The organism is Paenibacillus sp. TSA_86.1 (assembly GCF_052691815.1).
The window spans coordinates 469060-492671 of record NZ_JBQZGE010000002.1 but is presented as its reverse complement, the minus strand read 5'-3'; the positions used below and the strand labels follow the sequence as shown (position 1 = coordinate 492671).

Below are 23612 nucleotides of genomic sequence, written 5' to 3'. Positions count from 1 at the left end.
GGGGGTGAAAACATCATGAGGTTCAAGAAGTCGTTAAACAACAATATCGCCCTGGCAGAGGATGCCGAAGGCTGTGAAGTCATTGTCATTGGAACGGGTGTAGGCTTCAAAAAAGTAAAGGGACAGCCGATCGAGCAAAGCCAGATTCAGAAAACGTTCCGGATCGGCTCGAATGATAAATATCAGCGAGTCGAGCAATTTCTTAGCGATATCCCTCTACAAGTTATCGATATCACGGATCAGATTATAGAAGAAGGTAGGGAGATAATCGGGAAAAAGCTGAATGATTCTATCCTACTAACGCTTGCGGATCATATCCATTTTGCTTTGGATCGTTTCAAAAAAGGTGTGGACATGCAAAATCCGCTGCACTGGGATATTCGCCATCTGTATCCTGCAGAGTACCGTGCTGGTGAGTTGGCGGTATGCAAGATTAACGAAGCTTTTCTGGTCGCATTGCCTACAGGTGAAGCCAGCTCGATTGCTCTTCATTTTGTAAATTCACAATTTGATTCGGGCAGCATGAATCAGACGATCAAGATTACACAGATGATCAATGACATTCTTGGGATCATGACCGATCATTTTGGAAGAGCGCTGAATCAGGAGTCTGCTGATTTTTCCAGGTTTATCACGCATCTGAGATACTTCATCGTTCGGCAAATGAACCGGGAAGTGCTCTCATTCAAGGATCAGCAGTTTTTATATGATGTATTGTCGGAACGTTATCCAGACAGCTTCCAATGTGCACTGAAGATCAAGGAGACGATGGAACAGCAACGCGGATTTGTAATTACTCCCGATGAGATGGTGTACCTTATGATCCACATCGAAAGAGTAACATCCCGTACCGACACGGGTTGACCTCAAACAGCTCTTAGAAGATATACCATCACCATTAATTGAATATGGAGTGTTACTGATTCGATCAGGCACCACCAAATGTTTCCGATTTCGCTACTGTAGCGGGGCGGGGTTACATTTGGTTTTTTTTTCGCCAAAAAAGGAGGAAGCAGCATGAATCACCGGGAGTTATCCACAGAAATCATCCGTTTAACAGGAGGGCCGGAGAATATTACACAAGCCTGGCATTGTATCACTCGATTACGCTTCAATGTGCGTGAAGAAAAGAAGGTGCAACTTGAACAGATTCGTACACTGGATGGCGTCCTTGGGGCACAATTCCAAAACGATCAGTTCCAGGTCGTGATTGGTAACAAAGTTGCTGCCGTCTATGAAGAGTTGGAGGATCAGTTGAAACAAGGCGGTACAGCGCAGACAGAAGCAGAACCGCCACGTTCAAGAGGCATTAATGCAGTATTGGACACAATCTCGGGTATTTTCACCCCGATCCTGCCAGCGATTGTAGGCACAGGGATGCTTAAGGGGATTCTCGCATTACTTGTGACTTTGGGAGCTATTCAGGAGACGAGTGGTGAATATCAGATTTTGGCATCCATAGCCAATGCAGCTTTTTATTTCTTGCCTTTTCTGCTTGCGGTATCGTCTGCACGGAAGTTTAAAGTCAATGAATATATCGCCTTGACCCTTGCAGGCACACTATTATACCCGACCATTTTGAATGCATATTCGGAAAATCATCTGGAACCGATTCGCTTTCTGTCACTGCCGGTGTCGATCGTGAATTACACCCAATCTGTCATTCCGATTATCCTCGGAGTGTGGCTTCTGAGTTATGTACATCGCTGGGTGGATCGTTTCATTCCTGGTCCGGTTAAAGTGATTTTCACATCAATGATCGTGCTTGTTATTACGGTTCCGATTCTGTTAATCGCTATCGGGCCGCTCGGTAATTACATCGGTATCTATCTGGAGATCGGTACATCCTGGCTCTTTGCTCACTCGGGCCCATTAACAGGAATAGTATTGGGCGGACTTATGCCAGTGATCGTTATGACGGGGATGCATTATGCGTTTTTCCCGGGAACATTACAGAATTTGAGCAAGCTCGGTTACGACGGGCTGTTACTGCCGCTTAACCTTGTAGCCAATATGAGTCAAGCTGGCGCCGTAATGGCGGTATTCCTCAAAACCAAAAACAAATCGATGAAATCGATTGCTTTATCCAGCGGTATATCTGCTTTTTTGGGCATCACAGAGCCTGCAATCTATGGAGTAACGTTAAAGCTGAAAAAACCGTTCTATGCTTCCATCATCGGAGGAGCAGCTGGCGGTGGTTTTATTACAGCGGTAGGGCTGAAATGTTTCGGTTTTGCCGTTCCGGGCCTATTGTCACTCCCTTTATATATTGGGCCAAATGGTGGTATGGCTAACTTCTGGTACGCGCTCATCGGTGTAGGCATCAGCTTTGTCGTTTCCTTTACAGTGACCTTATTGCTTAAGTGGGATGAACCGATTACGCAACAAGCTGCTGTGCCAAGTTCCTCCGAGCAGGGAAGCGTAGCTGAGTTAACAGAAGAAAAAGCGACTATAACTCCAACAATAGGATCGGAATCAGCAAAACCTTCAGGAACAACAGATCGGTCTAATCCAGAACCTACCCCGCCTCCTGTAATCGTCCATTCGATTGAGGAAAAGAAAGGGGAAATATTCAGCCCGCTCACTGGTGATCTGGTTTTACTCAAAGAATTACCTGATCCTACGTTTGCAGAAGAAATGACGGGAAAAGGCATTGCTATTTATCCAAAAGAGGGGCGTGTAACCGCACCTTTTGACGGAACGGTCACAATGATCGCGAAAAGCAAACATGCCATCATGCTGACTTCCTCCAGCGGAATCGATATTCTCATTCATGTTGGATTGAATAGCGTGTCACTCAAAGGTCAGTTTTTTGACGCAAAGGTGGTTACCGGACAGAGGGTAAACAAGGGAGATTTACTGCTGGAGTTTGATATCCAGAGTATTCAAGCTGCCGGTATTGATCTGACCACCCCGGTCATTGTAGCCAACACGCCAGATTATCTTGATGTAGTACCCGTTCAGGTGAAGGGGGTGATTCCAATGAATGGATTACTGCTGCTCACCGTTCGTTAAACAAAGCTTAATACAAAACGAATGAAGGCTTTCTATTGTACAGTGAGTTTTAAAATCAAACGTTATATTTACACAAAAAAAGGAGAGAAACCATCATGACACAACCAACAAAACATACATTCCCAAAAGGATTCCTATGGGGCGGAGCTACCGCTGCCAATCAGCTGGAAGGCGCATTTGATGCTGACGGCAAAGGACTTTCCACCTCTGACATGGCGCCATATGTTCCGCATGAGGACCGCAATGGTAAAGATTTTACGTTTGATGTAAACTCCGTTGAACTGGAACAGTATTTAAGCGGCAGTACGGATGTGTATTTTCCGAAGCGCAATGGGGTAGATTTCTACCACCGTTACAAAGAAGATATCGCATTGTTTGCCGAGATGGGGTTCAAGGTATTCCGTCTTTCCATCGCTTGGCCGAGAATTTTCCCTACAGGAGAAGAAGCCGTTCCGAACGAAGCAGGGCTTGCCTTCTATGATAAAGTGTTCGACGAATTGTTGAAATACGGTATCGAGCCGCTGGTTACAATCTCACACTATGAAATGCCAATTGAGTTAACCCGCAAATACAACGGATGGGAAAGCCGTGAGATGATTGATCTGTATTTAAAATTTGCCAACACATTGTTTGACCGTTACAAAGATAAAGTGAAATACTGGATCACGTTCAATGAGATGAATATGATGTTGACCAGCTTGTATACAGGCGGCGGCATTTTGGAAGATAAAATCAAAGGCACGCCGGAACAGGTAGCCTATCAAGCAACACATCATCAGTTTGTAGCTAGTGCGCTGGCTGTAAAAAGCGGCAAAGAGAAAATGCCTAATGCCCAAATCGGCTGTATGATCTGCCGTCTGGAGACATACGCTGCATCCAGCAAACCGGAAGATGCGCTGCAAACCATGAAGGAAGACCAGATGAACCTGTTCTATCCGGAAGTACAGGCGCGTGGAGAGTACCCGTCCTATATGCAAAGATATTTTAAAGAGCAAGGCATTGAACTGGTGAAAGAACCTGAAGATGATGCGATTATTCGCGACAACACAGTGGACTTCATTGCATTCAGTTATTACATGACGTATATCGGAAAATACGACCCGAATGACAACAGCAACTCCGGTATGCTGGTAAGTCAGATCAAAAACCCGCATCTGAAAGCCACCGAATGGGGATGGCCAATCGATCCAATCGGTCTTCGCATCGCGCTGAATCGGTTGTATGACCGCTATCGTATGCCGCTCTTTATCGTGGAGAACGGACTCGGCGCTACAGATACACTGGAAGAAGATGGATCCGTGCATGACCCTTATCGTATTGATTACCTGCGCAGCCATATTGAGCAGATGAAAGAAGCGGTAGCTGACGGTGTGGAACTAATGGGTTTCACCAGCTGGGGACCCATTGATATTATCAGCTGCTCTACATCCGAGATGGGTAAACGTTATGGCTTTATCTATGTTGATCAAGACAACGCGGGTAATGGTTCGCTGGATAGAACACGCAAAGACTCATTCTATTGGTACAAACAAGTCATTGAGTCTAATGGTGAGATTCTTTAAACGTCCGAAATTTGGAACTTATACTTCTAACCTCAAAACCGAAGATATACCAATCTATTAAAAAATATAATCATGTCATGCATAGCAAAAGAAGGAGGGTCTACACAGGCCACTCCTTTTTTTGTTAGCAGCTCATTCATACATTAATCGTAGATCACATTTTTACCTTCGTCACTTAACTTTTTCAGAGATGAAGTCATATGATCAATTTCTGCATCCGTGTGTCGTTCCCATGAACCTAATTCAGCGACGATCTTTAGTGGGGATTTGGATCGATAGGATCGAGTCGGGTTTCCAGGGAATCTTTTATCCGTTACGTTAGGGTCATTCTCAAAATCTCCTAAGGGTTCTACGATGTAAATTCTTTCTTTTGAATCAGATCGTGCTAATTCAGCACCCCATTTAGCAGCATTTAAGGTTCCAGTGAAGTAGATGTGATTCGACTTCTTATCTTGATAATTGGATAAAAATTGTGGCTCTAATAAATCGCCAATGTTTAGTTCTGCTTTGGTACCGTGAAAAAAGGGACCCGGATCTAAGACTATTTTTTTGTCATCCATACGGACACACCTCAACTTTTAGATTTGTATTAGGGCGTGTCTGAAAACGTTGAAGAAAGCAGATTTTGCTGAATTTTCGTTCCAAGCAAGGAAGTTTTCTGCAGGCGTGCCGAGGCACGTCAAGGGAAACTGACGCAGCAGGGGGCGAAAAGGCGGTAAAAGATGCACTTCAGTAGGTTTCAAGACACGCCCTAAGCAGTATAGTGCAGACATCGGTGAAAAAACAGTCTGTTATTCTATTTTTGTAAACGTTATAATTAGAGTAGGAAAGATACTGTCCTGTTGAACGGACCATAATTGTTTCCATTAAGCCGCTAATTTAGCGGCTTTTTTTGTTTTTAATACGAACAGCAGTCAGCTGAAGAGCCAAGGCTGCGTCAATCACCTGCCATCGAATCCTCATTCATATTACACCTTAAACATCGAGGCATTGGATGTGTAATACGAAATAATAAAATGTTGGAATTGTTCCAATGATGAAGAGAGGTTTCGATGTTTCATCCATGACAAGCTGATCGGATATACGGCAGCATCGTCAGCAATCGGCACATAGTGCAGTCCAAGATTACGACAGACAGAAATAGGCAGCAGTGCAACACCACGATCCAGCCTGATTATCTCGACCAATGTATGAGAATCGACCTCGAATGCCAAATGGGGAACAAAACCTGCCCTTTCACACAGCATCATGGTGAAACGTCGGTATTCATCGTTATTGGCGAGAGAAAGAAAAGGCTCACTAGCAGCGGTGTGTAATGAGAGTTGCTTTTCACTGCCGTAAGCATGATCAGCAGGCAGGACAAGCACAATGTCCTCCTCGACAAGCACACGGCTGTCAATCTCCTCATCCTGAACCGGGTAGCCGGTGATCCCCAGATCCACATCTCCTTTTTTCAGCTGTGTAATAATGTCATTTCGACTTGCAATACCTTGATGAAGCTGTGAATCGGGGAAAACTTCGATATACTCACGTATCAAACCTGATAGAAATCTTGAATTGGAGATGGAGATCCGTATCAACCTCGACAGTTCATCCTCTTTTTCCGTAATGGCCAGCTTGGCATTCTCCAGCTCAACAAAAATGCGGTTCACATGTTTCAGCAAAATTTCTCCGGCGGCATTCAGCTCAATGTTTCTGCCTTTTCGATGAAAAAGGGGAGTACCCATTTCGTCCTCCAACCGCTTTATGGTGAGACTTAACGAAGGCTGAGCGATATTTAACTGAGCAGCGGCTTTGGAGATATGTTCTGTATACGCTACGGTTTGAAAATATTTCAATTGGAGAAGCTCCACTTGTATGCACTCCTTATTTATTTCAATAAATATATATAGTGCTTATTATGTATTATATTAAATTTAAAGAAAGATGTAGACTTTATTTATAGCAAATAAGTAAATAAACAAAAAGTGCAATGACATAACCAATCAATCATTAATGTAAGGGCAGGTGTCTTTTTCATGAAAATCGATGTGAAGAATATTGCTAAAAACCTGAACACGCCTTTAACAGCCCCGGCATATCCCATGCCACCTTATAAATTCGTGAATCGCGAGTATCTGAACATTATCTACCGAACGGATGAACAGGCTCTGCGGGCAGCTGTTCCTGAGCCATTGCAAATCACCGAACCCTTGGTGAAATTCGAAGTGATGTGGATGCCGGATGTTTCTGGACTTGGCGCGTATACGGAAGCTGGACAGGTCATTCCCGTGCAGTTCAATGGGGAAGACGGGGATTACGTGCATTCGATGTACGTGGATAACTTCCCCGCCATTGCAAGTGGCCGAGAGTTAACCGCTTATCCCAAAAAGCTCAGTGCTCCCAAGCTGTATACGGACTCTGACACACTCGTGGGCACACTCGACTACGGCTCACTACGCGTAGCTACTGCAACGATGGGTTTTAAACATGTGGAAATGGACAAAGAACTTGCGAAAAAAGAAATCTGTCGTCCCAACTTTATGATCAAAATAGCTACGGATTATACCGGGAATCTGCGGATCTGCGACCTGATACGTACCCAGATTACCGACATCGAGGTGAAGGAAGCTTGGACAGGCCCGGCTCGGCTACAACTTTTTGAGCATGCGCTTGCGCCTTTGGCTGATTTACCAGTGCTTGAAGTCGTGTCTGCTTCACACATCCTGACGAACTTAACTTTGAATGCAGCACAGCCTGTATATAACTATCTGGAAGAAAAATAAGGAGGCAACACATATGAGAATTGCAATTGTAGGTGCAGGTTCACTTGGAACCATCGTTGGAGCTTATCTGGCAGATGGCGGAATGGACGTGGAGTTAATTGATGCGTATCAGGAACATGTCGATGCACTTAATCAGACAGGAGCAAAAGTAACCGGAACAACCGAGTTCCAGGCCAAAGTAACAGCAATCACCCCTGAACAAAAATCAGGACAATATGATCTTGTGCTGTTGTTAACGAAACAACTGTTCAATGAATCGGTGCTGAAGGAGTTGCTGCCGTATCTGCATGAAGACAGTATCGTTTGTTCTCTGCAAAACGGGATTCCGGAAGACAACGTGGCATCGATCGTTGGAGCTGAACGGGTCATCGCGGGTTCGGTTGAGTTTGGCGCAACCTTTATGGAACCTGGTGTGTCCAGCCTCACCACGGCGTATCCTCAATTCAAGCAGTACGCATTCCAGATTGGCGAATTAAACGGAGAAACAACCGAGCGAATTCAGCGGGTAAAAGAAGTACTGGATCTGGTTGGCGGTACACATATCTCGGATAATCTGGTGGGAACCAAATGGTCAAAACTGCTGATTAACAATGCTTTTAGCGGATTGTCTGCGGCGCTGAATGGCACGTATGGAGATATTCTGGATCATGAAGCAGGCATTCGAAGTGCGGTTCATATTGTTGACGAAACGATCAAGGTTGGACATGCGAACGGTGTTTCGTTTGTCACCATGAACGGATTTGATATGGCTTCACTGGAACTTCAGAACGAAGAGGACATTCCGGAACGTATTCAAACGCTGCGCTATGTGATGGAACCTTCGAGACTGCTTAAAGCAAGCATGTTGCAGGATCTGGAGAAACAACGTAAAACGGAGATTCATTACATCAACGGTGTAGTTTCGAGCAAGGCAAAAGGAACGGGAATTGCAACACCGTATAATGATATGGTGGTTAAGCTTGTCCAGGCCGCAGAAGAAGCACAGAACGTACCTGAGTTTGAAACCAACATCCATGCGTTTGAGCAGCTTTTGAATATGTCACAGGTGTAAAGCCTGAAGCTTGATGTAATCACAAATTCATAACACAAAACGCAAACAAAGAAGCCTTTCCTTCCACATGAGTACAATGAACTATACGTGTGAGGGAGGGCTTCTTTTATTTTGTGAAGTTTAGCTAAGGGTCATTATTCAAACGGGTTACTCTTGCTCAACGCATTCGATCTATCCTTTGTCCTCATTGCCTGCATAATGCAGCAACATATCGACCAACTGTTTTGTCATTTGATCATCCAGTTGATGGAGTTCATGTGAGCGGTGTGTAAACATCTTCTGCAACATCCCCATCATCACCGTAAATATGAACTGCGCCAGCTTAAGCGGAGGGGTAGTATTACAGATGCTGCCGTCGGCAACTCCTGAAATCAACGCTTGAAGCAGGAAGTGGTTCTCTTTACCGTTTTGAATAAACCGTTCGTAGGTATCTTTCAGTTCTTGCTGGAAATGAACCACCTCATAATTGATATCGAAGAGTTGAATAAAACGAATATGGTCGGGGTTCTTCTTAGCAAAAGAAACCCATGCGTTCAGCATCGCTGCAAGCTGTTCACGGCCACTAGCATTTGGGCTTGTAGCCTGTCCGACATGCTGTGTCATGGATTCAACCAACTGAATCTGAATGGTAAGCAACAGCTCATCGATCGATTGAAAATGTTTATAGAAGGTCACTCGGCTTAGATTCGCTTCAGCACAAATGTCTTTGATTTTTACTTGAAGCAGACCGTACTTTAGAAAAAGATGCTTACCCGCTTCGATCAGTTCATCCCGATTCTGATTTTTTAACTGCTGATGCCAATTCTCATTCGCTTGCATATCGGTTTCCTTTCCTGGAACGTTGTGTCTTCAACGTAAGTGTTAACGCAGCCAGTAGCATTAAAGCACCAAAAATATACGGGAAGTTTACGTTTTTGTCAAACAGCAGACCTGCAACGAGCGGGCCGAAGACGGTTCCCAGACTGGAATACGTCGTATTCAGGCCGGAGGCATAGCCTTGTCGATCCCCTGCTTCTTTGGAGATCAGCGAGCTGACTGTCGGTCGCAGGAATGCATTAAATGCAAAGTACAGTGCTGACGCAAATAACAGAAATACCAGATTCACCTTAATTAACATCAGCAGAAGAGCGATCGGAGTCATGATTAAGGACAGACGGATGAGCTTGATCTCGCCCAAGCGTTTCACAAAAACGTCCAGTAGCCAGATTTGGATCACAATGCCTATAATCGCTCCCATAGTGATGATAATGGAGATCGTTGAAGCATTAAAGCCGTATTTGTATTTGGCAAAAAGTGAGAAGACGGTCTCATAACTCATTAGGCCAAAGGTCATTACAAGGATAATCAGTAAGTATCCAAAATAGGGAACCTTGAACGAACTCCAGATTTGTTCTCCTATAGCGAAACCCTTTTTCTTCGAAGAAGAGAGTATTCTTTTTTCAGGAGGAAGAGTCTCGGGCAAAAGAAGGGTGAGCAGTGCGGCAACCAGACCCAAACCGGAAGCGACGAAATACGGCATACGCACACCCATCTCGGCAATAAAACCGCCAAGACCTGGCCCAAGCACCATACCCAGGTTCATCGATGCACCGAAATAACCCATCCCCTTGGCACGGGTCTCAGGAGTTGTAATATCAGCAACATAAGCCAGATTGGCTGGAACCATCAGACCTAGACTGATACCCCCGATGAAACGAGCGATATATAAGAGAGGCAAAGATGTGGATACCGCAAAAATAAGATCAGACACGACAACCAGAAACATACCTGCCATAATCAGCTTTTTACGTCCAAAACGGTCAGCCCATTGTCCCCCCAGCGGCGAAAATAGAAATTGGGCTGCGCCAAAAGCTGCAACCAAAAATCCGGCAACGGTGCCTCCTGCATGGAACAGCTTTAGATACTCTGGTAAAATCGGAATCAGCATCCCTTGTCCTAACAAAGCAATAAACAGATTTAACATGAGAATGAACATCGGAAAGCGGGTAGATTGTGGCATTGTACTCATACGTTTAAATTTCTCCTTCTCCATCATGTACGCAATCAATAAGGTTTACACATTGTTAACATTTACTTAATGTAAACCATTATAATGTGTTATAATTCCTGTTGTAAATACATTTTTGATGGAAAAGGATGAGACGTATTGATTGATCACAACAATCAGGAAGAGTACCGAGATCCAATGAACTATGATCTGGAATTTGGCGGTGAGACGGACAAATACGAATTTTTCCTTCAACTTGCGAAGCAAAATCCGGGACAAGTGCTGGAGCTTGCTTGTGGAACAGGACTAGCCACACTTTATTTAGCCGAAAGAGGAGTTCAAATTAGCGGTGTAGATATCGTAGAGCCCATGCTTGCCTATGCAAGGATCAAAGCGAAGGATCTGCCGGTTGATTTTATCGCAGCAGATGCACGTACATTTGAGTCCGATCAGCGCTTCTCGATGATTTTTCTGACGGGAAATGCATTTCAGGCTTTTCTGAGCGATGAGGATCAGCAGGCATTGCTGCAAACGGCGTATAATCATTTGGAGCCTGGTGGCATATTTGTATTTGAAATGCGGAATCCGGACGGTAATGATCTATCGGATGAAGAGGAAGAGAGCTGGGGTACATTTGTTGATATGGATGGTGTTACGGTCAAGGTATCTGGCACCCAAACGTATGATGCCGAGAAGCAGATTATGCACTGGGTGACCATTCGGGACTGGGGACATCGCCAAACAACTTCCCGCATTGCTTGCCGATTTACAGACGTGCAGACACTTCAGCAGTTGCTGGAGAAGCAAGGTTTTACCGTGGAGAGACAGTATGCGAACTGGGATCAAACGCCGTTTCAGCCTTCAAGTTCAATGGTGATAAGTGTATGTAAGAAAGGGTAAGCATGCATTAAAATTATGGATTAAACTACATAAGTAGAAAGGGGAATTGATGATATGACAACAACATCCAGAACTTGTAACGATTGCGGAAGCACATCCTTCGTGGAGGCAACTGATTTTATTAATTTGCGCCCTTTGGATAAAAAAATGGCACTTGGTTCTGAACGTGTATATACGATCTGTCAGGACTGTGGCGAGGTCGTTTCTATTAAGGTAAAGAATCCGGAGAAGCTGATGAAGTAAAGTAGTTAAAGGGGCATTGTGAAAAGGAACCCTGCACTTTGGCACGACTTGGCTGTTTTATGATTATTCGTCACAGGCAACCGATATCGGTTGTCTTTTTTCGATTTTCCCGCCAGCATCAGAACCTCTTGATTCAATGAACGACCGACCTTCTCCTTGTATTCCAAATGTCACTTTTAGTAGAATGATGAGGCACATACACTTGGATTTAAGAGGTTACGCTAGGATAGGGGTGCTACAATGAATCGTATTTTACTTGTTGAAGATGATGAAAATTTTGTGTTTGGGATAGAGTATACCTTAACCAATGAAGGCTATGACGTCAGTCATGCGGGAAGTTTGAAGGAAGCTCGCGATGCTCTTACACAGACTGAGATAGAACTTATTTTGCTCGATATTAATTTGCCCGATGGAACGGGGTATGAACTGTGTAAGGAAATTCGTATGGAATCACAAGTGCCGATCATTTTTCTCACCGCGCTGGATGAAGAGATGAATGTGGTCGCAGGACTTGATCTGGGTGCTGACGATTATATGACCAAGCCGATCCGCACCAAGGAGCTGCTTTCCAGAATCAAGGCTGTTTTACGACGTCATTCCCGCCCTGAGCAGAATTCGAATATCTGGAAATCGGAAGAGTTTGAAGTTCGCGTACTGGAAGGTGTTGTTTTCAAAAATAAAAAGGAAGTTTCGCTGACAACGTTAGAGTTCCGGCTGCTTCTCATGTTAATGTCCCATCCTAAACAAATATGCAGCAGGACAGCAATCCTTGAGAAGTTATGGGATGTCTCGGGGGAATTCATTGATGATAATACGTTGTCCGTACATATACGCAGATTAAGAGAAAAGGTGGAGGAAACGCCCGCCGCGCCTCGGTACATTGTTACCATTCGTGGGGTTGGGTACAAATGGAACGCTGAAACGACAGGAGCATACCGCTGATGTACGAAGTCATCCGTAATCCCGAGTGGAAATCTGTTTTCACCAAATTCATCTTTGTTCAATTAGGTTTGACCGTACTCATTTACGTTGTGATGAACCTGCAAATACAAAGCATCAATGAAACGGTTATCAACCAACATGCGGCGTTTGTTGGACAAGTGTTAAGTAAGCAGCCACAGCTTGAAGATCAGCTCATTCATACGATCACTCAAGGTACAAACCAACAGGATCTTACGTTAGGTAAACAAATATTGTCTCAATACGGGTATACAGAGAAAATGAATATTCAGGATCAGCCTGCCCTGTCCGGAACAGCATTACCCGGGAATACAGCATTGGTCTTTTTCCTGTGTGGCATCCCGGTTGTAATCCTTTTATTTTGGGAGTACCGCAAGTTGTTTGCCAGAATCCGCCTTGTTACACATGCAGCAGAACAGGTCGTGGAAGGCCAATTTGACACGTCTCTGCCTGAGAGCACAGAAGGAGACTTCAGTGCGCTTGGTCATAGCTTCAACATGATGGCAGGTAGACTAAGTCATAGTGTAGATCAGCTGAAGCAGGAGAAAACATTTCTAAGCCATCTGCTTACCGATATATCACATCAACTCAAAACACCGCTCGCATCCCTGCTCGTATTTAATGAGAACATGTTGCATGATCCACATATGAAAGAAGAAACCCGAACCACTTTTCTGGAACGTAGCAAGCAGCAGATCGAACGCATGGAATGGCTGATTATCAGCTTGTTAAAGCTGGCAAGAGTGGAAGCGGGAGCTATCGTTTTTCAACTGCAAAAGGTTAAACCCAAAGACATCATTGAATCAACCGTGCTGACCTTGCAGACGTTGGCAGAGCAGAAGAAACAGACCATCATCGTTCAGGGTGGCGAGGACATGATTCTGCATGTAGATGAAGAATGGTTAACCGAGGCGATTATCAATCTGACGAAAAACGCGCTGGAGCACTCTCCGGTATCAGGGAGAGTGTACATTACGATGGAAGACGAAGGCTTATTTCACTCGATTATCATCCGGGATGAAGGAGAAGGGATCGGGCCGGAGCAGATCTCCCATGTATTTACCCGATTTTACCTGGGAAGAAGTAACGTCAAACCTCACAGCACCGGGGTAGGTCTGTCGCTGACCAAGCCCATCATTGAAGGTTTGGGTGGAACGATCTCGGTATCAAGCGAGCCCGGAAAGGGAGCTGAATTCCGAATCACTTTCATGAAAAAGGTCGGTGCATGAAGAGGAAGCTTACAATAACGTAAGCTTCCTCTTCACTTTGACGTAAGCTTCCGAGCTTATAATAACCAATATGATTACATCAATTGTTCACAGCTCATGAAGGAGGCACATGCTTTGGAAATTTTAAAAACGCATGAATTATGTAAAACATACGGAAGTAACGACACCATGGTCGAAGCACTGAAAGATATTAACTTAACCGTTCAACAGGGTGAATTTGTCGCTATCGTTGGTGCCAGCGGTTCGGGGAAAAGTTCGTTACTGCATCTGCTTGGAGGTGTGGAACGTCCAACAAGTGGACAAGTCCACATTGATGGGACAGATTTGTATTCTCTGAACGAGACGGATTTAGCAATCTTCAGAAGACGAAAGATCGGCTTTATTTTCCAGGCCTATAACCTGATCCCGGTTCTAAGCGCAGAGGAAAATATTAAACTGCCTATGCTGCTTGACCATCGTCAAGCCGATGAAGACTATGCTGAGGAACTCATGAATGTACTCGGTCTAAAGGACAGAAAGCATCATCTCCCTAACCAGCTATCGGGTGGGCAACAGCAGCGTACAGCTATTGGACGGGCCTTGATTAACAAACCTTCGATCATTCTTGCTGACGAACCGACAGGCAATCTCGATAGCAAAAACAGCACAGAAATTGTAGATTTGCTCACCTATTCGGTTCGAAAATACAATCAAACCTTGATTATGATTACACATGATTCCAATATAGCCCGGAGAGCGGATCGCATTGTGAACATTAAAGACGGGGTTCTTTTCGATCAGCAACTTGAGGGTCAGTACGATGCATAAGTACACGGCGCTCACGGAGAAATATTTGCTTGGACAGAAAAAAAGATCTATTCTCACCATTGTTGGCATCATTCTGTCGGTAACACTTCTTACGGCTGTCGGCACACTAGCGATGAGTTATCAGGACAAACTGGTACGTCAGACGACTCAAGATTATGGAGATTATGAGGTCTCCTTCAATGGGGTTCCAGGCAAAGACGTACCTCGCATTGTAAATCAGGCCACCATAGGCAGTGCAGGAGTCATTCATCGTATTGGTTATGCAATCATAAGTTCCACTAGCGAAAAGGAGCAAAAAGAAAACCCGTTTGCTGCACCGTACCGTTATTTGAATGTAAAAGGATACGACGCGCAAGCCATGTCCAAGCTTCAAGTTAAGTTGGAGAGTGGACGTCTGCCACAAAAACCTGATGAAATCATTTTGTCATCTTGGAGCCTGAATAATTTCACTTCGAAACCAGCGCTTGGTGACAAGATTACACTAAACCTGGGAGATCGGCTAGAAGCTTCCACGGGAAAGGTGAAAAGTGCGAACTCCATTGGTGATTATGGGTGGAATCTGGATGAGAAATTCAAATCGCGCGTAAAACAGCGGTACACCGTTGTTGGGGTGATGAAAACAGCCCAAAATGTAACGTGGTCATCCACCTTCATCTATTCAGCGATTACGTATGATGATCATCAAAAAATCGATCCAACTCAGAAATTTTTTATCTATGCAACCATGAAATCGATGGACAATATAAAGGAGAAGAGCGAGGCCATCCTGTCTTCATTGGGTTTAGGGAATGTGGATCAAGGTTCTGCTCAGGAGCTGAACCGGGAAAATGTGTTAAAGGATATACGCATTGAATATAACAATGAATTGCTCAAACTGTTTGGCAAGAGCACCTATCCCAACGTTAACCAAAGCTCAATGTATGCATTTGCAGCTATTGTTCTGATCATCATGGGTTGCACAAGCGCGGTAATTTACAATACGTTTCATATTTCAGTGCTTGAACGCATCTCTCAGTTTGGCATGCTGCGCTGTATCGGTGCAACACCCGCCCAGATTCGCAAGATTGTTTTTAAGGAAGCGACTGTGCTTAGTCTAATTGCCATTCCAATCGGTTTATTTACAGGAACAGTTCTAATGAAAGTTTTATTCTATAACATTAGCATGCTGACATTAGGTTTCTTGAACGATATGCACATGATTATTTCATTGCCTATTCTACTTGCGGCAGCAGGTTTAGGACTGATTATTGTCTATACCTCAGCTCTTGGCCCGGCCAAGCTGGCATCGAGCGTCTCACCGCTTGAAGCACTGAAAACCTCAGGTAGCACGGTGGTAGAACAGGGAGATTTCAAGCCCTTATCTTTTGCGGACAGCAAATGGCTAGGGTTTGAAGGGCGCTTTGCCAGCCGAAATATTCGGCGGAACCGAAAGAGATTTCGCATTACGGCTTTTTCAATGATTATCAGCATTGTTATGTATATTGTGTTTGGCGGCTTGGTGAACGTTCTGGGAACAACCTCTGAATCAGGCATCGATTACTCTTACTCCTTGGACTACCAGGGGATGAATAAACGTATCCCTAATTCGGTGTATAACAAGCTGGTTACACTTGATGGAGTTAAAGAGGCTTATTCTTTCTACAACCACCAGCTTCAAGCGATCATTCCGAAAGAGAAAATAAATCCGGATTACTACCAGCAGCAGAAAGAAATGTACACTGTTGAACAGGAAAACGGGTATCGGATGGGTAACAACTTTCTGACATCTTACGGTATAAACGGACTTCAGGAACTTCGTCCCAAACTCACCTCCGGAAGCATTGATGCAAGCCAAATGAATGATGAAAATGGTGTCATTGTTATCCAGAAAATCAGTATGATCACCGACAAAGGAACCAATGTGATCATTGATCAAACCCGTTTCAAAGTTGGGGATAAAATTAAGATCCGGTCAATGGGTGACAAGCAGTCATACAAAACCGTTACTGTTGTCGGAACCGCAGATCAAGCGCCTCTCTCTGGTAAATACACCGAAAGTGCTGTTATTCAAATGATAACGACACCGAAGGTGATTGAAAACATCACGGGCGATAGCGCCTATGACAGAATATTCATTCAAGCCAATCCTGAGACAGATAACGGGGCAATTGTAGGTTATTTCAAAAGCCTTGTTCAGCAGGATGCAGGGTATAACTATCGCGATCGGGTAGAGGAGATGAAACAAGCCCGTAACGATGCGCTGACGCTAAATATATTCCTGTACGGTTTTATAGGAGTCATTGCAGCCATTGCGTTTCTGAATATTTTGAATACGGTAAGTACGAATCTTATTCTGCGAACGAAGGAGTTCGCCGTATTAAAAGCAATTGGTATGACGCAAAAGGAAATTCGTAAGATGGTTTTGCTTGAGGGTGTGTTCTATGGTGTCTTTGCCGCTGTGTACGGAAGTTTTCTCGGTACAGCCTTGAGCTACGGTGTTTCTTATCTGATGAGGAATGCTGTGCAGATTGAATGGGTGATGCCTTGGGGCAGCATTCTGATCAGCAGTTTGGGTGCTATCGCAGCCACACTCTTAGCCTCATATTGGCCGCTTAGAAGACTTGAACGAATCCAGATTACAGATGGTTTACGCGGCGAAAATTAACCTCGTCAAAAAGCTCCGTTGTTCTCTAGAGGATGAACAACGGAGCTTTTTTGGTGTTTCAAGAGATCGTCACTCCCTCAAGAAAAACACGTACAATTTTCTCAGCCAGGACACGATGAGATTCGTATTTCTGGCGATCATGCTCGCGGTTACCCATTAACATTAGAGTCGAAAAAGCCTCAGCCAAGAAAAGCGGGTCTTCTTCACGAAAAATCTTCTCATCCATCGCTTTTCTAAAATGAGAGGCTAACACTTCATGAATCTGATGCTCCGCTTCACGTATCGCACGAATCTGTTCTTGCTCCAATAAAGGCTCCGCTTCACGCATCATGGTTTCGATCTCACCGTGGGGATTCGCCAGCCGCGCTTCGGCTAATTGAATTAATCCTTCCCGCAGATGTTCAGCTTGATCCAGCATATGCGCCGTAATTTTTCTGACATTCTGCAGCATCGTTGTCATCGCTGCCACGAATAGATCCGCTTTGCCCGCGAAATGATAATATATGGTTGGTTTCGAGACGCCGCATGTTTTTCCGATCTGCTGAAGTGTCACCGTCTCGTAGCCAAATTCTTTAAAAAGGGTAGACGCGGTATAAATAATGGTTTGCTGCATCGAAATGTCATTGTCCGTATGCTTGGGTCTCCCACGCAAACGTTTGGGTACTTGCTCTGGCATAGATTCGTACACACTCCTTCCACAACATTTTATGTCAAATCATAAATATAAGTAAAGAGACTTGTAATTTTACTTACCAGTAAATATAATTAATTCTGTAATTAAAAATGATACGTTATAAAGGTGGGCAACGGAGTTATGGCACAGACAACAGTGCGTAAGAGCAGATGGAAAAAAGTGACGATATGGATTAGTGTAATCATCATTGCCTTGGTAGCAGGCGTGTTTGCCTACCTGGCATCGGTCACATACAGCCCGTCGGAACAAGCGGAAATGAAAAGTGACAATCAGGTCAGTGTCAGTGAAGTGAAGAACGGTTATCAATTTGAATCTAAAGGGCAAGATATCACGCAGCCGAATGTTGTGTTTTATCCCGGAGGTCTGGTGGAGCCGGCAAGTTACGCGCCTATGGCACGAGCACTGGCGGAGCAAGGACATCGTGTATATATTACCAAGATGCCACTGAACTTGGCGATGTTCGGTGGAAACCGTGCGAATTCGTTTCTCGCGGAACATGCGGGTGAAAGTTTTGTCATTGGTGGGCACTCATTAGGAGGTGTGTTTGCTTCCAGATATGCTGCAGCGCACACCAATCAGATCAAAGGTGTCTTCTACCTAGCCTCCTATGCAGATGATGGAGGGAGACTGGACGGAACGAACTTGTCCGCACTGCAAATTACGGGAAGCAATGATGGTGTTCTGAACTGGGAATCGTGGGAAAAAGCCAAATCCAATCTTCCGAATGACACAACATTTGTAAGCATTGACGGCGGCAACCATGGTCAATTTGGCTCCTACGGAATGCAAAAGGGGGACCATGAGCCCAAGATCACAGAGCAAGAGCAGCTTCAAAGGGTCGTTCACGCATTGAACGAATGGATGAAATCATTATAATCGTTAAAATTAAAAAAAGGACCGAAGTTTTCATCAGCAACGGATGAATGCTCTCGGTCCTTTTTGTAGTACTACCTTAAATTAACATTTTTGCAGTATCTCTATAAAAATGTCTTATGAACAACGGGATCCGTCTCGGCTTTTTGTTAACGTCTGCGGAAAGCACCGCCGCGCGCCAAGGCAAAAAAGATGAGCAGGGCAATAATCGAGCCAACGATGGCCGGGATGATATGAAATCCGCCAATCACGGGTCCCCTTGGTCCAAGCAATTCGGTTCCTAACCAGGAACCGATAAAACCCGCAACAACGTTCCCAAGTACACCGCCCGGTACGTCCCGCCCAATCAAGTTGCCACTTAACCAGCCAATAAGTCCACCAACAATAAGTACCCAGAGCAGATCCATGGTTCGTTCTCCTTTCTTCGGGTCTATTACAAGTTATGTTTGGTTCACTGGAATATACCTCATCATGTTGTTGGTGGAGGATTCCAAAGTGTCTGTGCTAAGATGAGGGTAACGTATGATTCAAGCTGGGGAACAAAGATAGAAGGGGTGTACAGTGCATTGAAGAAAATACTTGTCATTGATGATGAAGTGGCCATTCGAGATTTGATTGAGCTTGTCCTAAGGCGAGAGAACTACGATGTAGAAACCGCAGAGGATGGCAAAACCGGACTGCAATTGCTTGACTCTTTTCAACCCGATCTGGTGGTGCTTGATTTGATGCTGCCAGACTGCTCCGGATATGACTTGTGCAAGGAAATCACCGGGAAACGTGCGGTTCCTGTAATGATGCTTTCTGCCAAAAATGAGATTATAGACAAGGTGCTCGGGCTTGAGCTTGGTGCGGAAGATTACATGACCAAACCTTTTGATAATCGGGAATTGCTTGCCCGCATCAAGGTGATTCTGAGAAGAAACGAAAGCAAGGATGAGACAAGTGAAGCGACGGAAATGCAAACCACACGCATCATACATGAAGAGCTGACATTTGACCTGGAGAGCCGTAGAGTGCTGAAAAATGGTGTGGCTGTCTCGTTAACAGCCAAAGAGTTTAAAATTCTGGAAACGTTACTCAAAAGGCCTGACAAAATCTATACCCGGGATGAGCTGTTACAGATCGGCTGGGGATATGACTTTATGGGAGACAGTCGCAGTGTCGATATGACGATTATGCGATTACGGAAGAAGCTGGAGGATAACGCGGACGAACCGAAGTATGTGAGAACAATCTATGGATTTGGTTATCAGCTTGGAGGTGGCGAGGCCTGAAGTACGCAACCCGGTTACTGCTAAATTATTTATTTTTCTCTGTGCTCTCCTTTGGCATTATCATATTTGCCGTCAATAAAGCTATTGATTACTACAGCTTCATTACCATTGAAAAACAAATGATGGAGAAGGCGGATCTCTCCGAGTTGTCCTTCCGTGAAGTGCTGGCACAGCATCGATCATCGTCAGGGGAACCGCAGACGAAGGAAATCGTCAGACTTGCTCTGGAGAAGCTGAAAGCATCAGGCAAGGAAGTGCGTATCTATGACAGCTCCAAGCAGCTACTGGGCTTAGCTGTAGATGGCATCATCATTAATGATGGCAAACCACATATTTTCGAGAAAAATATTGAAAAAGCTCTGAACGGCAACTATGCCTACACTGTAACCGATAATCATTTGCTTTATTTTGCGACTCCCATTCAGAATCAGTTTTACGAAAACGCTTATGTGTATGAATTCGTGGAGGACATTTCGTACTTTTATGCCATCATGGATCAAATCCGTTATGTTCTGTTTGCCGGTGCAGGCGGATTCATTGTGCTGATTACGTTAGCCAGCCTGTGGATTGCACGCAGTACAACCAAACCGATTAAAGTGCTTCTTGGTGCTGCACAAAGTTTCTCCAGACAGGAATTTCGGAGAGTTCATCTGAACCGCAAGGATGAGCTGGGTATGCTCGCGGATGGACTGGATTCCATGGGACGGCAGCTTCACGATTACATTCAGTACCAGAAACAATTTGTCTCCAATGTATCTCACGAGTTAAAAACACCGTTGGCAGCGATTCGTGGTTTCTCTCAATACCTGTATGAAGGGGAGAATGAGAACAAAGAGTTGCAAAAAATCTATTCGCATCTGCTGCAGGAATCAGATCGGCTGACTCGTTTAATTAATGAGTTGTTATTGTTATCCCGATTCGACAAGACGGGTTCAAGCGAACTGGAGGTCGAAAAGACGGAAATACACGCGCTGATTCAGCAAGTCACCATGAATATGGAAGCAAAGGCGAAGGATAAAGAGATCCGGATTACAGTTCATAAAACGCAGGGAGAACCCGCAGATGAAGGTGAAGGTCTGACAAAAGTCTATGCAAACGTCAATCCAATGCTCATGTCTCATGCGATTGCCAACCTTATGGATAACGCAATCAAATATTCAAGCAGTCATTCACAGATTGTAATAGAGATGGAATATACGCCAAACGAGCTGGCCATTCGGATACGGGATGAAGGCATAGGCATTGCTGGTGATGAGCTGGAGCGAGTGCAGGAACGCTTTTACCGGGCGAAAAATGCAAGCACAGCAAATGGTTCAGGTCTCGGCCTTTCCATTTGCAAAGAAATCGTAGAGCGCTTTAATGGGTATATTGATGTGGAAAGTCAGTTAGGACAAGGGACTACCGTGACGATTGTGTTGCCTCGTGCGTAATATATGTGTTATTCAGGTGTTGTTACAAGACTGATACAATTCTGTTATGAGACTAACAAATGTTTTTTTTATAATAACTTCATAAGAACAAATCACACATCTATGGAGGGATTATGATGAAATTAACAAAGAAATCTGCAAGCTTTATCCTGTTAAGTGTTTTACTAACGATGGCTCTGACGGGGTGTCAGTCCACGGATGCCAAGTCACCAGCAACCGGACAGAACTCAGCTGAACAAAATACGTCGAACGGACAAAGTAAAGGTGAAGGTACATCGGATTCAACAAAATCAGATTCTGAAAGTACCGAAGGAGAGAGCTCTGAAGTGGTGAAGGAAGGCTCCGTTCAAAAAGAAGGTAATGTCGTGCTGAAGGAGCTTGCTTTTGTATATAACAATCAAACCATTGCCATCTCGGATACAGTGAATGAAGAGCAGATGGAGCAAAAGCTGGGCAAGCCGGATAAAATGAAATCTCATACGTATACGGCCGGCGATGGGACCAATATGGATAATTTAATCGGATTCACGGAAAAAGTATATACGTATCCTGGTCTGGAGATTAAAACCATCAGCGTACCTGAAGGAAAACAAGATTCGATCTTTAATATCAAAATTACCGATCCCAAGTACACGACAGTTCGAAACATTAAAGCAGGGGACAGCTTAGACACACTAAAAAAAGCGTATCCTGAAGGGAAACTGGTAGGTAATGGAGCACCTGACGAGGAGGATGATTTCCGTTACGAGCCATCCAACTATGTAGATGTCATGTCGTTCCATATCAAGGATGCCAAGGTCGAAAGTATTCAGATCTTCAGTTTGTTAGACTAAAATAGAAAAAGTAGTGAAATAATCATATTGGATTCACAGAACTGATTAATACGATTAACTTTAAGACCTGCCCAAAGTGTTGGGCAGGTTTTTATGTCGTTATGAGCCGATTATAGGTTGATATAGGATAGACCGCTTAACCTTATTAAAATATAGACAGCGTACAAGTTTGCCATACACAACTTTTTTGGATTCCCATTAAACTCTTGCCGCTCTCAGATTATGTTTGCTCACACTTAAAACGTTTCTCTAGACCCACACAAATGTTCAATGATACCATCATACAAGTGTTAAGAGAGTTGAAGATTGGCAGGAGGAACAGAACGTGGATCAACTAAGATATGATAACTTAAAACTCGGGGAACGCGGGGCGATCATCAGTATCATCGCTTATATATGTTTGACCGCATTGAAGCTGGTGATTGGCACAATGGCTGGCTCTGAAGCGCTTAGAGCAGACGGCTTGAATAATGCGACCGATATTGTCGCGTCCATTGCCGTACTGATTGGCTTAAGGTTCGCCCAGCGTCCGGCAGATAAAGATCATACATATGGACACTGGCGAGCAGAAACGGTGGCGTCTCTAGTGGCTTCATTTATCATGATGGCCGTTGGACTGCAAGTATTGTTCGAAGCTTTCGGTTCTGTGTTCGAAGGCAAGCAGGAATCTCCTGATCTTATTGCCGCGTATACAGGCATTTTCTCTGCGATTGTTATGGTTTTGGTCTATCGATACAATAAAAGACTGGCAACACGTATCAAAAGTCAGGCTGTTATGGCTGCTGCACGGGATAACATCTCCGATGCTTGGGTGAGTATCGGTGCGGTCATCGGGATCATAGGTTCTCAGTTCGGTCTGCCTTGGCTTGACCCTGTAACAGCGATTATCGTCGGTTTGCTGATCTGCAAAACGGCCTGGGATATTTTCAGAGAAGCTACGCACCATCTTACCGATGGATTTGATGTAGAGTTGATTCAAGAATACCGGGAGACCATTGCCGGAATTGATGGTGTAGAGACGGTTAAAGATGTACGAGCACGTAATTACGGCAGCAACGCCGTAGTTGACGTGGTCATCACGGTTCGGGGAGATTTGGATCTGCAACAAGCACATGATATTTGTACCGATGTGGAGAATGAGCTGCTGGAAGAGCATGATGTGTATACGGTACACGTTCACGTCGAGCCGGAGCCAGAACAGGAAGCGGTCAAAGAATACATGTAATATTTATAAAAAAATAAAAAATGTAAAAGGGCCTTGAAAAAGCAAAAACCAGTAAACGATGATGTTTACTGGTTTTTTGATGTTGTTAACTATTTAAGGTTCGTTCACTTTTTTAACATG

At 44.4% G+C, this 23612-nt stretch carries 22 protein-coding genes; 16 read left to right on the top strand and 6 right to left on the bottom strand.

All coding sequences use genetic code 11. From position 1 onward, the window contains the following. The first annotated feature begins 15 nt into the window (after nt 1–15). The 3 genes from licT (at nt 16) to ACUTVW_RS08235 (ending at nt 4577) form a co-directional block, all read left to right on the top strand. Nucleotides 16–864 carry a BglG family transcription antiterminator LicT gene (gene licT / locus ACUTVW_RS08245; protein ID WP_445645325.1) on the top strand — a complete coding sequence of 283 codons (849 nt, stop codon included), beginning with the start codon at nt 16–18 and terminating at the stop codon, nt 862–864. 153 nt (nt 865–1017) lie between these two features. Next, the gene (locus tag ACUTVW_RS08240) at nt 1018–3015 is read left to right on the top strand and encodes a beta-glucoside-specific PTS transporter subunit IIABC (protein WP_445645324.1); all 1998 of its coding nucleotides are present in this window, start codon (nt 1018–1020) and stop codon (nt 3013–3015) included. A gap of 95 nt (nt 3016–3110) precedes the next feature. After that, nucleotides 3111–4577: a glycoside hydrolase family 1 protein gene (locus ACUTVW_RS08235; protein WP_445645323.1), complete on the top strand. Its 1467-nt coding sequence runs from the start codon at nt 3111–3113 to the stop codon at nt 4575–4577. Between the two features lie 143 nt (nt 4578–4720). On the opposite strand, the gene arr is transcribed toward ACUTVW_RS08235, so the two are convergent. Both arr and ACUTVW_RS08225 read right to left on the bottom strand, forming a co-directional pair. After that, nucleotides 4721–5137: an NAD(+)--rifampin ADP-ribosyltransferase gene (gene arr, locus ACUTVW_RS08230; protein WP_154959106.1), complete on the bottom strand. Its 417-nt coding sequence runs from the start codon at nt 5135–5137 to the stop codon at nt 4721–4723. A gap of 408 nt (nt 5138–5545) precedes the next feature. Further along, nucleotides 5546–6430 (bottom strand): LysR family transcriptional regulator, encoded by an 885-nt coding sequence (locus tag ACUTVW_RS08225; protein ID WP_445645322.1) that lies wholly within the window; start codon nt 6428–6430, stop codon nt 5546–5548. A 165-nt stretch (nt 6431–6595) separates the two neighbouring features. Between ACUTVW_RS08225 and ACUTVW_RS08220 the strand changes: the two genes are divergently transcribed. Together ACUTVW_RS08220 and ACUTVW_RS08215 are read left to right on the top strand one after the other, a co-directional pair. Beyond that, a complete protein-coding gene (locus ACUTVW_RS08220) occupies nt 6596–7342 on the top strand; it encodes an acetoacetate decarboxylase (RefSeq protein ID WP_445645321.1) in 747 nt (248 codons plus the stop codon). Nucleotides 7343–7355: 13 nt separating this feature from the next. Next, a complete protein-coding gene (locus tag ACUTVW_RS08215) occupies nt 7356–8393 on the top strand; it encodes a ketopantoate reductase family protein (RefSeq protein WP_445645320.1) in 1038 nt (345 codons plus the stop codon). Between the two features lie 171 nt (nt 8394–8564). Here the strand turns inward: ACUTVW_RS08215 and ACUTVW_RS08210 are convergent, their stop codons facing one another. Next, nucleotides 8565–9212, bottom strand: a complete 648-nt coding sequence (locus ACUTVW_RS08210) for a TetR/AcrR family transcriptional regulator (RefSeq protein WP_445645319.1) — start codon at nt 9210–9212, stop codon at nt 8565–8567. Beyond that, on the bottom strand, nt 9199–10401 hold the full coding sequence (locus ACUTVW_RS08205) for an MFS transporter (RefSeq protein WP_445645318.1): 1203 nt from the start codon (nt 10399–10401) through the stop codon (nt 9199–9201). The genes ACUTVW_RS08210 and ACUTVW_RS08205 overlap by 14 nt, the downstream gene beginning before the upstream one ends. Nucleotides 10402–10539: 138 nt before the next feature. Here ACUTVW_RS08205 and ACUTVW_RS08200 point away from each other — a divergent pair, with 138 nt between their 5' ends. The 6 genes from ACUTVW_RS08200 to ACUTVW_RS08175 all read left to right on the top strand — a co-directional run bounded on the left by ACUTVW_RS08200 (nt 10540) and on the right by ACUTVW_RS08175 (nt 17163). Next, a complete protein-coding gene (locus ACUTVW_RS08200) occupies nt 10540–11280 on the top strand; it encodes a class I SAM-dependent methyltransferase (RefSeq protein ID WP_445645317.1) in 741 nt (246 codons plus the stop codon). Nucleotides 11281–11334: 54 nt separating this feature from the next. Continuing rightward, on the top strand, nt 11335–11523 hold the full coding sequence (locus tag ACUTVW_RS08195) for a hypothetical protein (RefSeq protein ID WP_445645316.1): 189 nt from the start codon (nt 11335–11337) through the stop codon (nt 11521–11523). Between the two features lie 240 nt (nt 11524–11763). Further along, the gene (locus tag ACUTVW_RS08190) at nt 11764–12465 is read left to right on the top strand and encodes a response regulator transcription factor (RefSeq protein ID WP_445645315.1); all 702 of its coding nucleotides are present in this window, start codon (nt 11764–11766) and stop codon (nt 12463–12465) included. Beyond that, nucleotides 12465–13712: an ATP-binding protein gene (locus tag ACUTVW_RS08185; protein ID WP_445645314.1), complete on the top strand. Its 1248-nt coding sequence runs from the start codon at nt 12465–12467 to the stop codon at nt 13710–13712. Before ACUTVW_RS08190 ends, ACUTVW_RS08185 begins: the two co-directional genes overlap by 1 nt. Nucleotides 13713–13826: 114 nt before the next feature. Further along, the gene (locus ACUTVW_RS08180) at nt 13827–14519 is read left to right on the top strand and encodes an ABC transporter ATP-binding protein (RefSeq protein ID WP_445645313.1); all 693 of its coding nucleotides are present in this window, start codon (nt 13827–13829) and stop codon (nt 14517–14519) included. Continuing rightward, nucleotides 14512–17163 carry an ABC transporter permease gene (locus ACUTVW_RS08175; RefSeq protein WP_445645312.1) on the top strand — a complete coding sequence of 884 codons (2652 nt, stop codon included), beginning with the start codon at nt 14512–14514 and terminating at the stop codon, nt 17161–17163. The genes ACUTVW_RS08180 and ACUTVW_RS08175 overlap by 8 nt, the downstream gene beginning before the upstream one ends. A 58-nt stretch (nt 17164–17221) precedes the next feature. Here ACUTVW_RS08175 and ACUTVW_RS08170 read toward each other — a convergent pair whose 3' ends face one another. Then, entirely contained in the window at nt 17222–17839 is a 618-nt protein-coding gene (locus tag ACUTVW_RS08170) for a TetR/AcrR family transcriptional regulator (RefSeq protein WP_445645311.1), read from the bottom strand. Nucleotides 17840–17977: 138 nt separating this feature from the next. On the opposite strand from ACUTVW_RS08170, the gene ACUTVW_RS08165 reads away from it, so the two are divergent. Beyond that, on the top strand, nt 17978–18733 hold the full coding sequence (locus tag ACUTVW_RS08165; protein WP_445645310.1) for an alpha/beta hydrolase: 756 nt from the start codon (nt 17978–17980) through the stop codon (nt 18731–18733). A 146-nt stretch (nt 18734–18879) separates the two neighbouring features. Here ACUTVW_RS08165 and ACUTVW_RS08160 read toward each other — a convergent pair whose 3' ends face one another. Continuing rightward, entirely contained in the window at nt 18880–19137 is a 258-nt protein-coding gene (locus ACUTVW_RS08160; protein WP_445645309.1) for a GlsB/YeaQ/YmgE family stress response membrane protein, read from the bottom strand. A gap of 159 nt (nt 19138–19296) precedes the next feature. On the opposite strand from ACUTVW_RS08160, the gene ACUTVW_RS08155 reads away from it, so the two are divergent. The 4 genes from ACUTVW_RS08155 (at nt 19297) to ACUTVW_RS08140 (ending at nt 23492) form a co-directional block, all read left to right on the top strand. Next, on the top strand, nt 19297–20004 hold the full coding sequence (locus ACUTVW_RS08155; RefSeq protein ID WP_445645308.1) for a response regulator transcription factor: 708 nt from the start codon (nt 19297–19299) through the stop codon (nt 20002–20004). A 119-nt stretch (nt 20005–20123) separates the two neighbouring features. After that, entirely contained in the window at nt 20124–21434 is a 1311-nt protein-coding gene (locus ACUTVW_RS08150; RefSeq protein ID WP_445645307.1) for a sensor histidine kinase, read from the top strand. A gap of 113 nt (nt 21435–21547) precedes the next feature. Further along, nucleotides 21548–22267 carry a hypothetical protein gene (locus tag ACUTVW_RS08145; RefSeq protein WP_445645306.1) on the top strand — a complete coding sequence of 240 codons (720 nt, stop codon included), beginning with the start codon at nt 21548–21550 and terminating at the stop codon, nt 22265–22267. A 325-nt stretch (nt 22268–22592) separates the two neighbouring features. After that, complete coding sequence (locus tag ACUTVW_RS08140; protein WP_445645305.1) at nt 22593–23492, top strand: cation diffusion facilitator family transporter; 900 nt, start codon at nt 22593–22595, stop codon at nt 23490–23492. The last annotated feature ends 120 nt before the right edge of the window (nt 23493–23612 follow it).

What these genes read in the sequence shown, in the direction of transcription:
- licT (WP_445645325.1), top strand. Translation starts at nt 16, where the DNA reads ATGAGGTTCAAGAAGTCGTTAAACAACAATATCGCCCTGGCAGAGGAT.
- ACUTVW_RS08240 (WP_445645324.1), top strand. Translation starts at nt 1,018, where the DNA reads ATGAATCACCGGGAGTTATCCACAGAAATCATCCGTTTAACAGGAGGG.
- ACUTVW_RS08235 (WP_445645323.1), top strand. Translation starts at nt 3,111, where the DNA reads ATGACACAACCAACAAAACATACATTCCCAAAAGGATTCCTATGGGGC.
- arr (WP_154959106.1), bottom strand. Translation starts at nt 5,137, where the DNA reads ATGGATGACAAAAAAATAGTCTTAGATCCGGGTCCCTTTTTTCACGGT.
- ACUTVW_RS08220 (WP_445645321.1), top strand. Translation starts at nt 6,596, where the DNA reads ATGAAAATCGATGTGAAGAATATTGCTAAAAACCTGAACACGCCTTTA.
- ACUTVW_RS08215 (WP_445645320.1), top strand. Translation starts at nt 7,356, where the DNA reads ATGAGAATTGCAATTGTAGGTGCAGGTTCACTTGGAACCATCGTTGGA.
- ACUTVW_RS08210 (WP_445645319.1), bottom strand. Translation starts at nt 9,212, where the DNA reads ATGCAAGCGAATGAGAATTGGCATCAGCAGTTAAAAAATCAGAATCGG.
- ACUTVW_RS08205 (WP_445645318.1), bottom strand. Translation starts at nt 10,401, where the DNA reads ATGAGTACAATGCCACAATCTACCCGCTTTCCGATGTTCATTCTCATG.
- ACUTVW_RS08195 (WP_445645316.1), top strand. Translation starts at nt 11,335, where the DNA reads ATGACAACAACATCCAGAACTTGTAACGATTGCGGAAGCACATCCTTC.
- ACUTVW_RS08190 (WP_445645315.1), top strand. Translation starts at nt 11,764, where the DNA reads ATGAATCGTATTTTACTTGTTGAAGATGATGAAAATTTTGTGTTTGGG.
- ACUTVW_RS08185 (WP_445645314.1), top strand. Translation starts at nt 12,465, where the DNA reads ATGTACGAAGTCATCCGTAATCCCGAGTGGAAATCTGTTTTCACCAAA.
- ACUTVW_RS08175 (WP_445645312.1), top strand. Translation starts at nt 14,512, where the DNA reads ATGCATAAGTACACGGCGCTCACGGAGAAATATTTGCTTGGACAGAAA.
- ACUTVW_RS08170 (WP_445645311.1), bottom strand. Translation starts at nt 17,839, where the DNA reads ATGCCAGAGCAAGTACCCAAACGTTTGCGTGGGAGACCCAAGCATACG.
- ACUTVW_RS08165 (WP_445645310.1), top strand. Translation starts at nt 17,978, where the DNA reads ATGGCACAGACAACAGTGCGTAAGAGCAGATGGAAAAAAGTGACGATA.
- ACUTVW_RS08160 (WP_445645309.1), bottom strand. Translation starts at nt 19,137, where the DNA reads ATGGATCTGCTCTGGGTACTTATTGTTGGTGGACTTATTGGCTGGTTA.
- ACUTVW_RS08150 (WP_445645307.1), top strand. Translation starts at nt 20,124, where the DNA reads ATGATGGAGAAGGCGGATCTCTCCGAGTTGTCCTTCCGTGAAGTGCTG.
- ACUTVW_RS08145 (WP_445645306.1), top strand. Translation starts at nt 21,548, where the DNA reads ATGATGAAATTAACAAAGAAATCTGCAAGCTTTATCCTGTTAAGTGTT.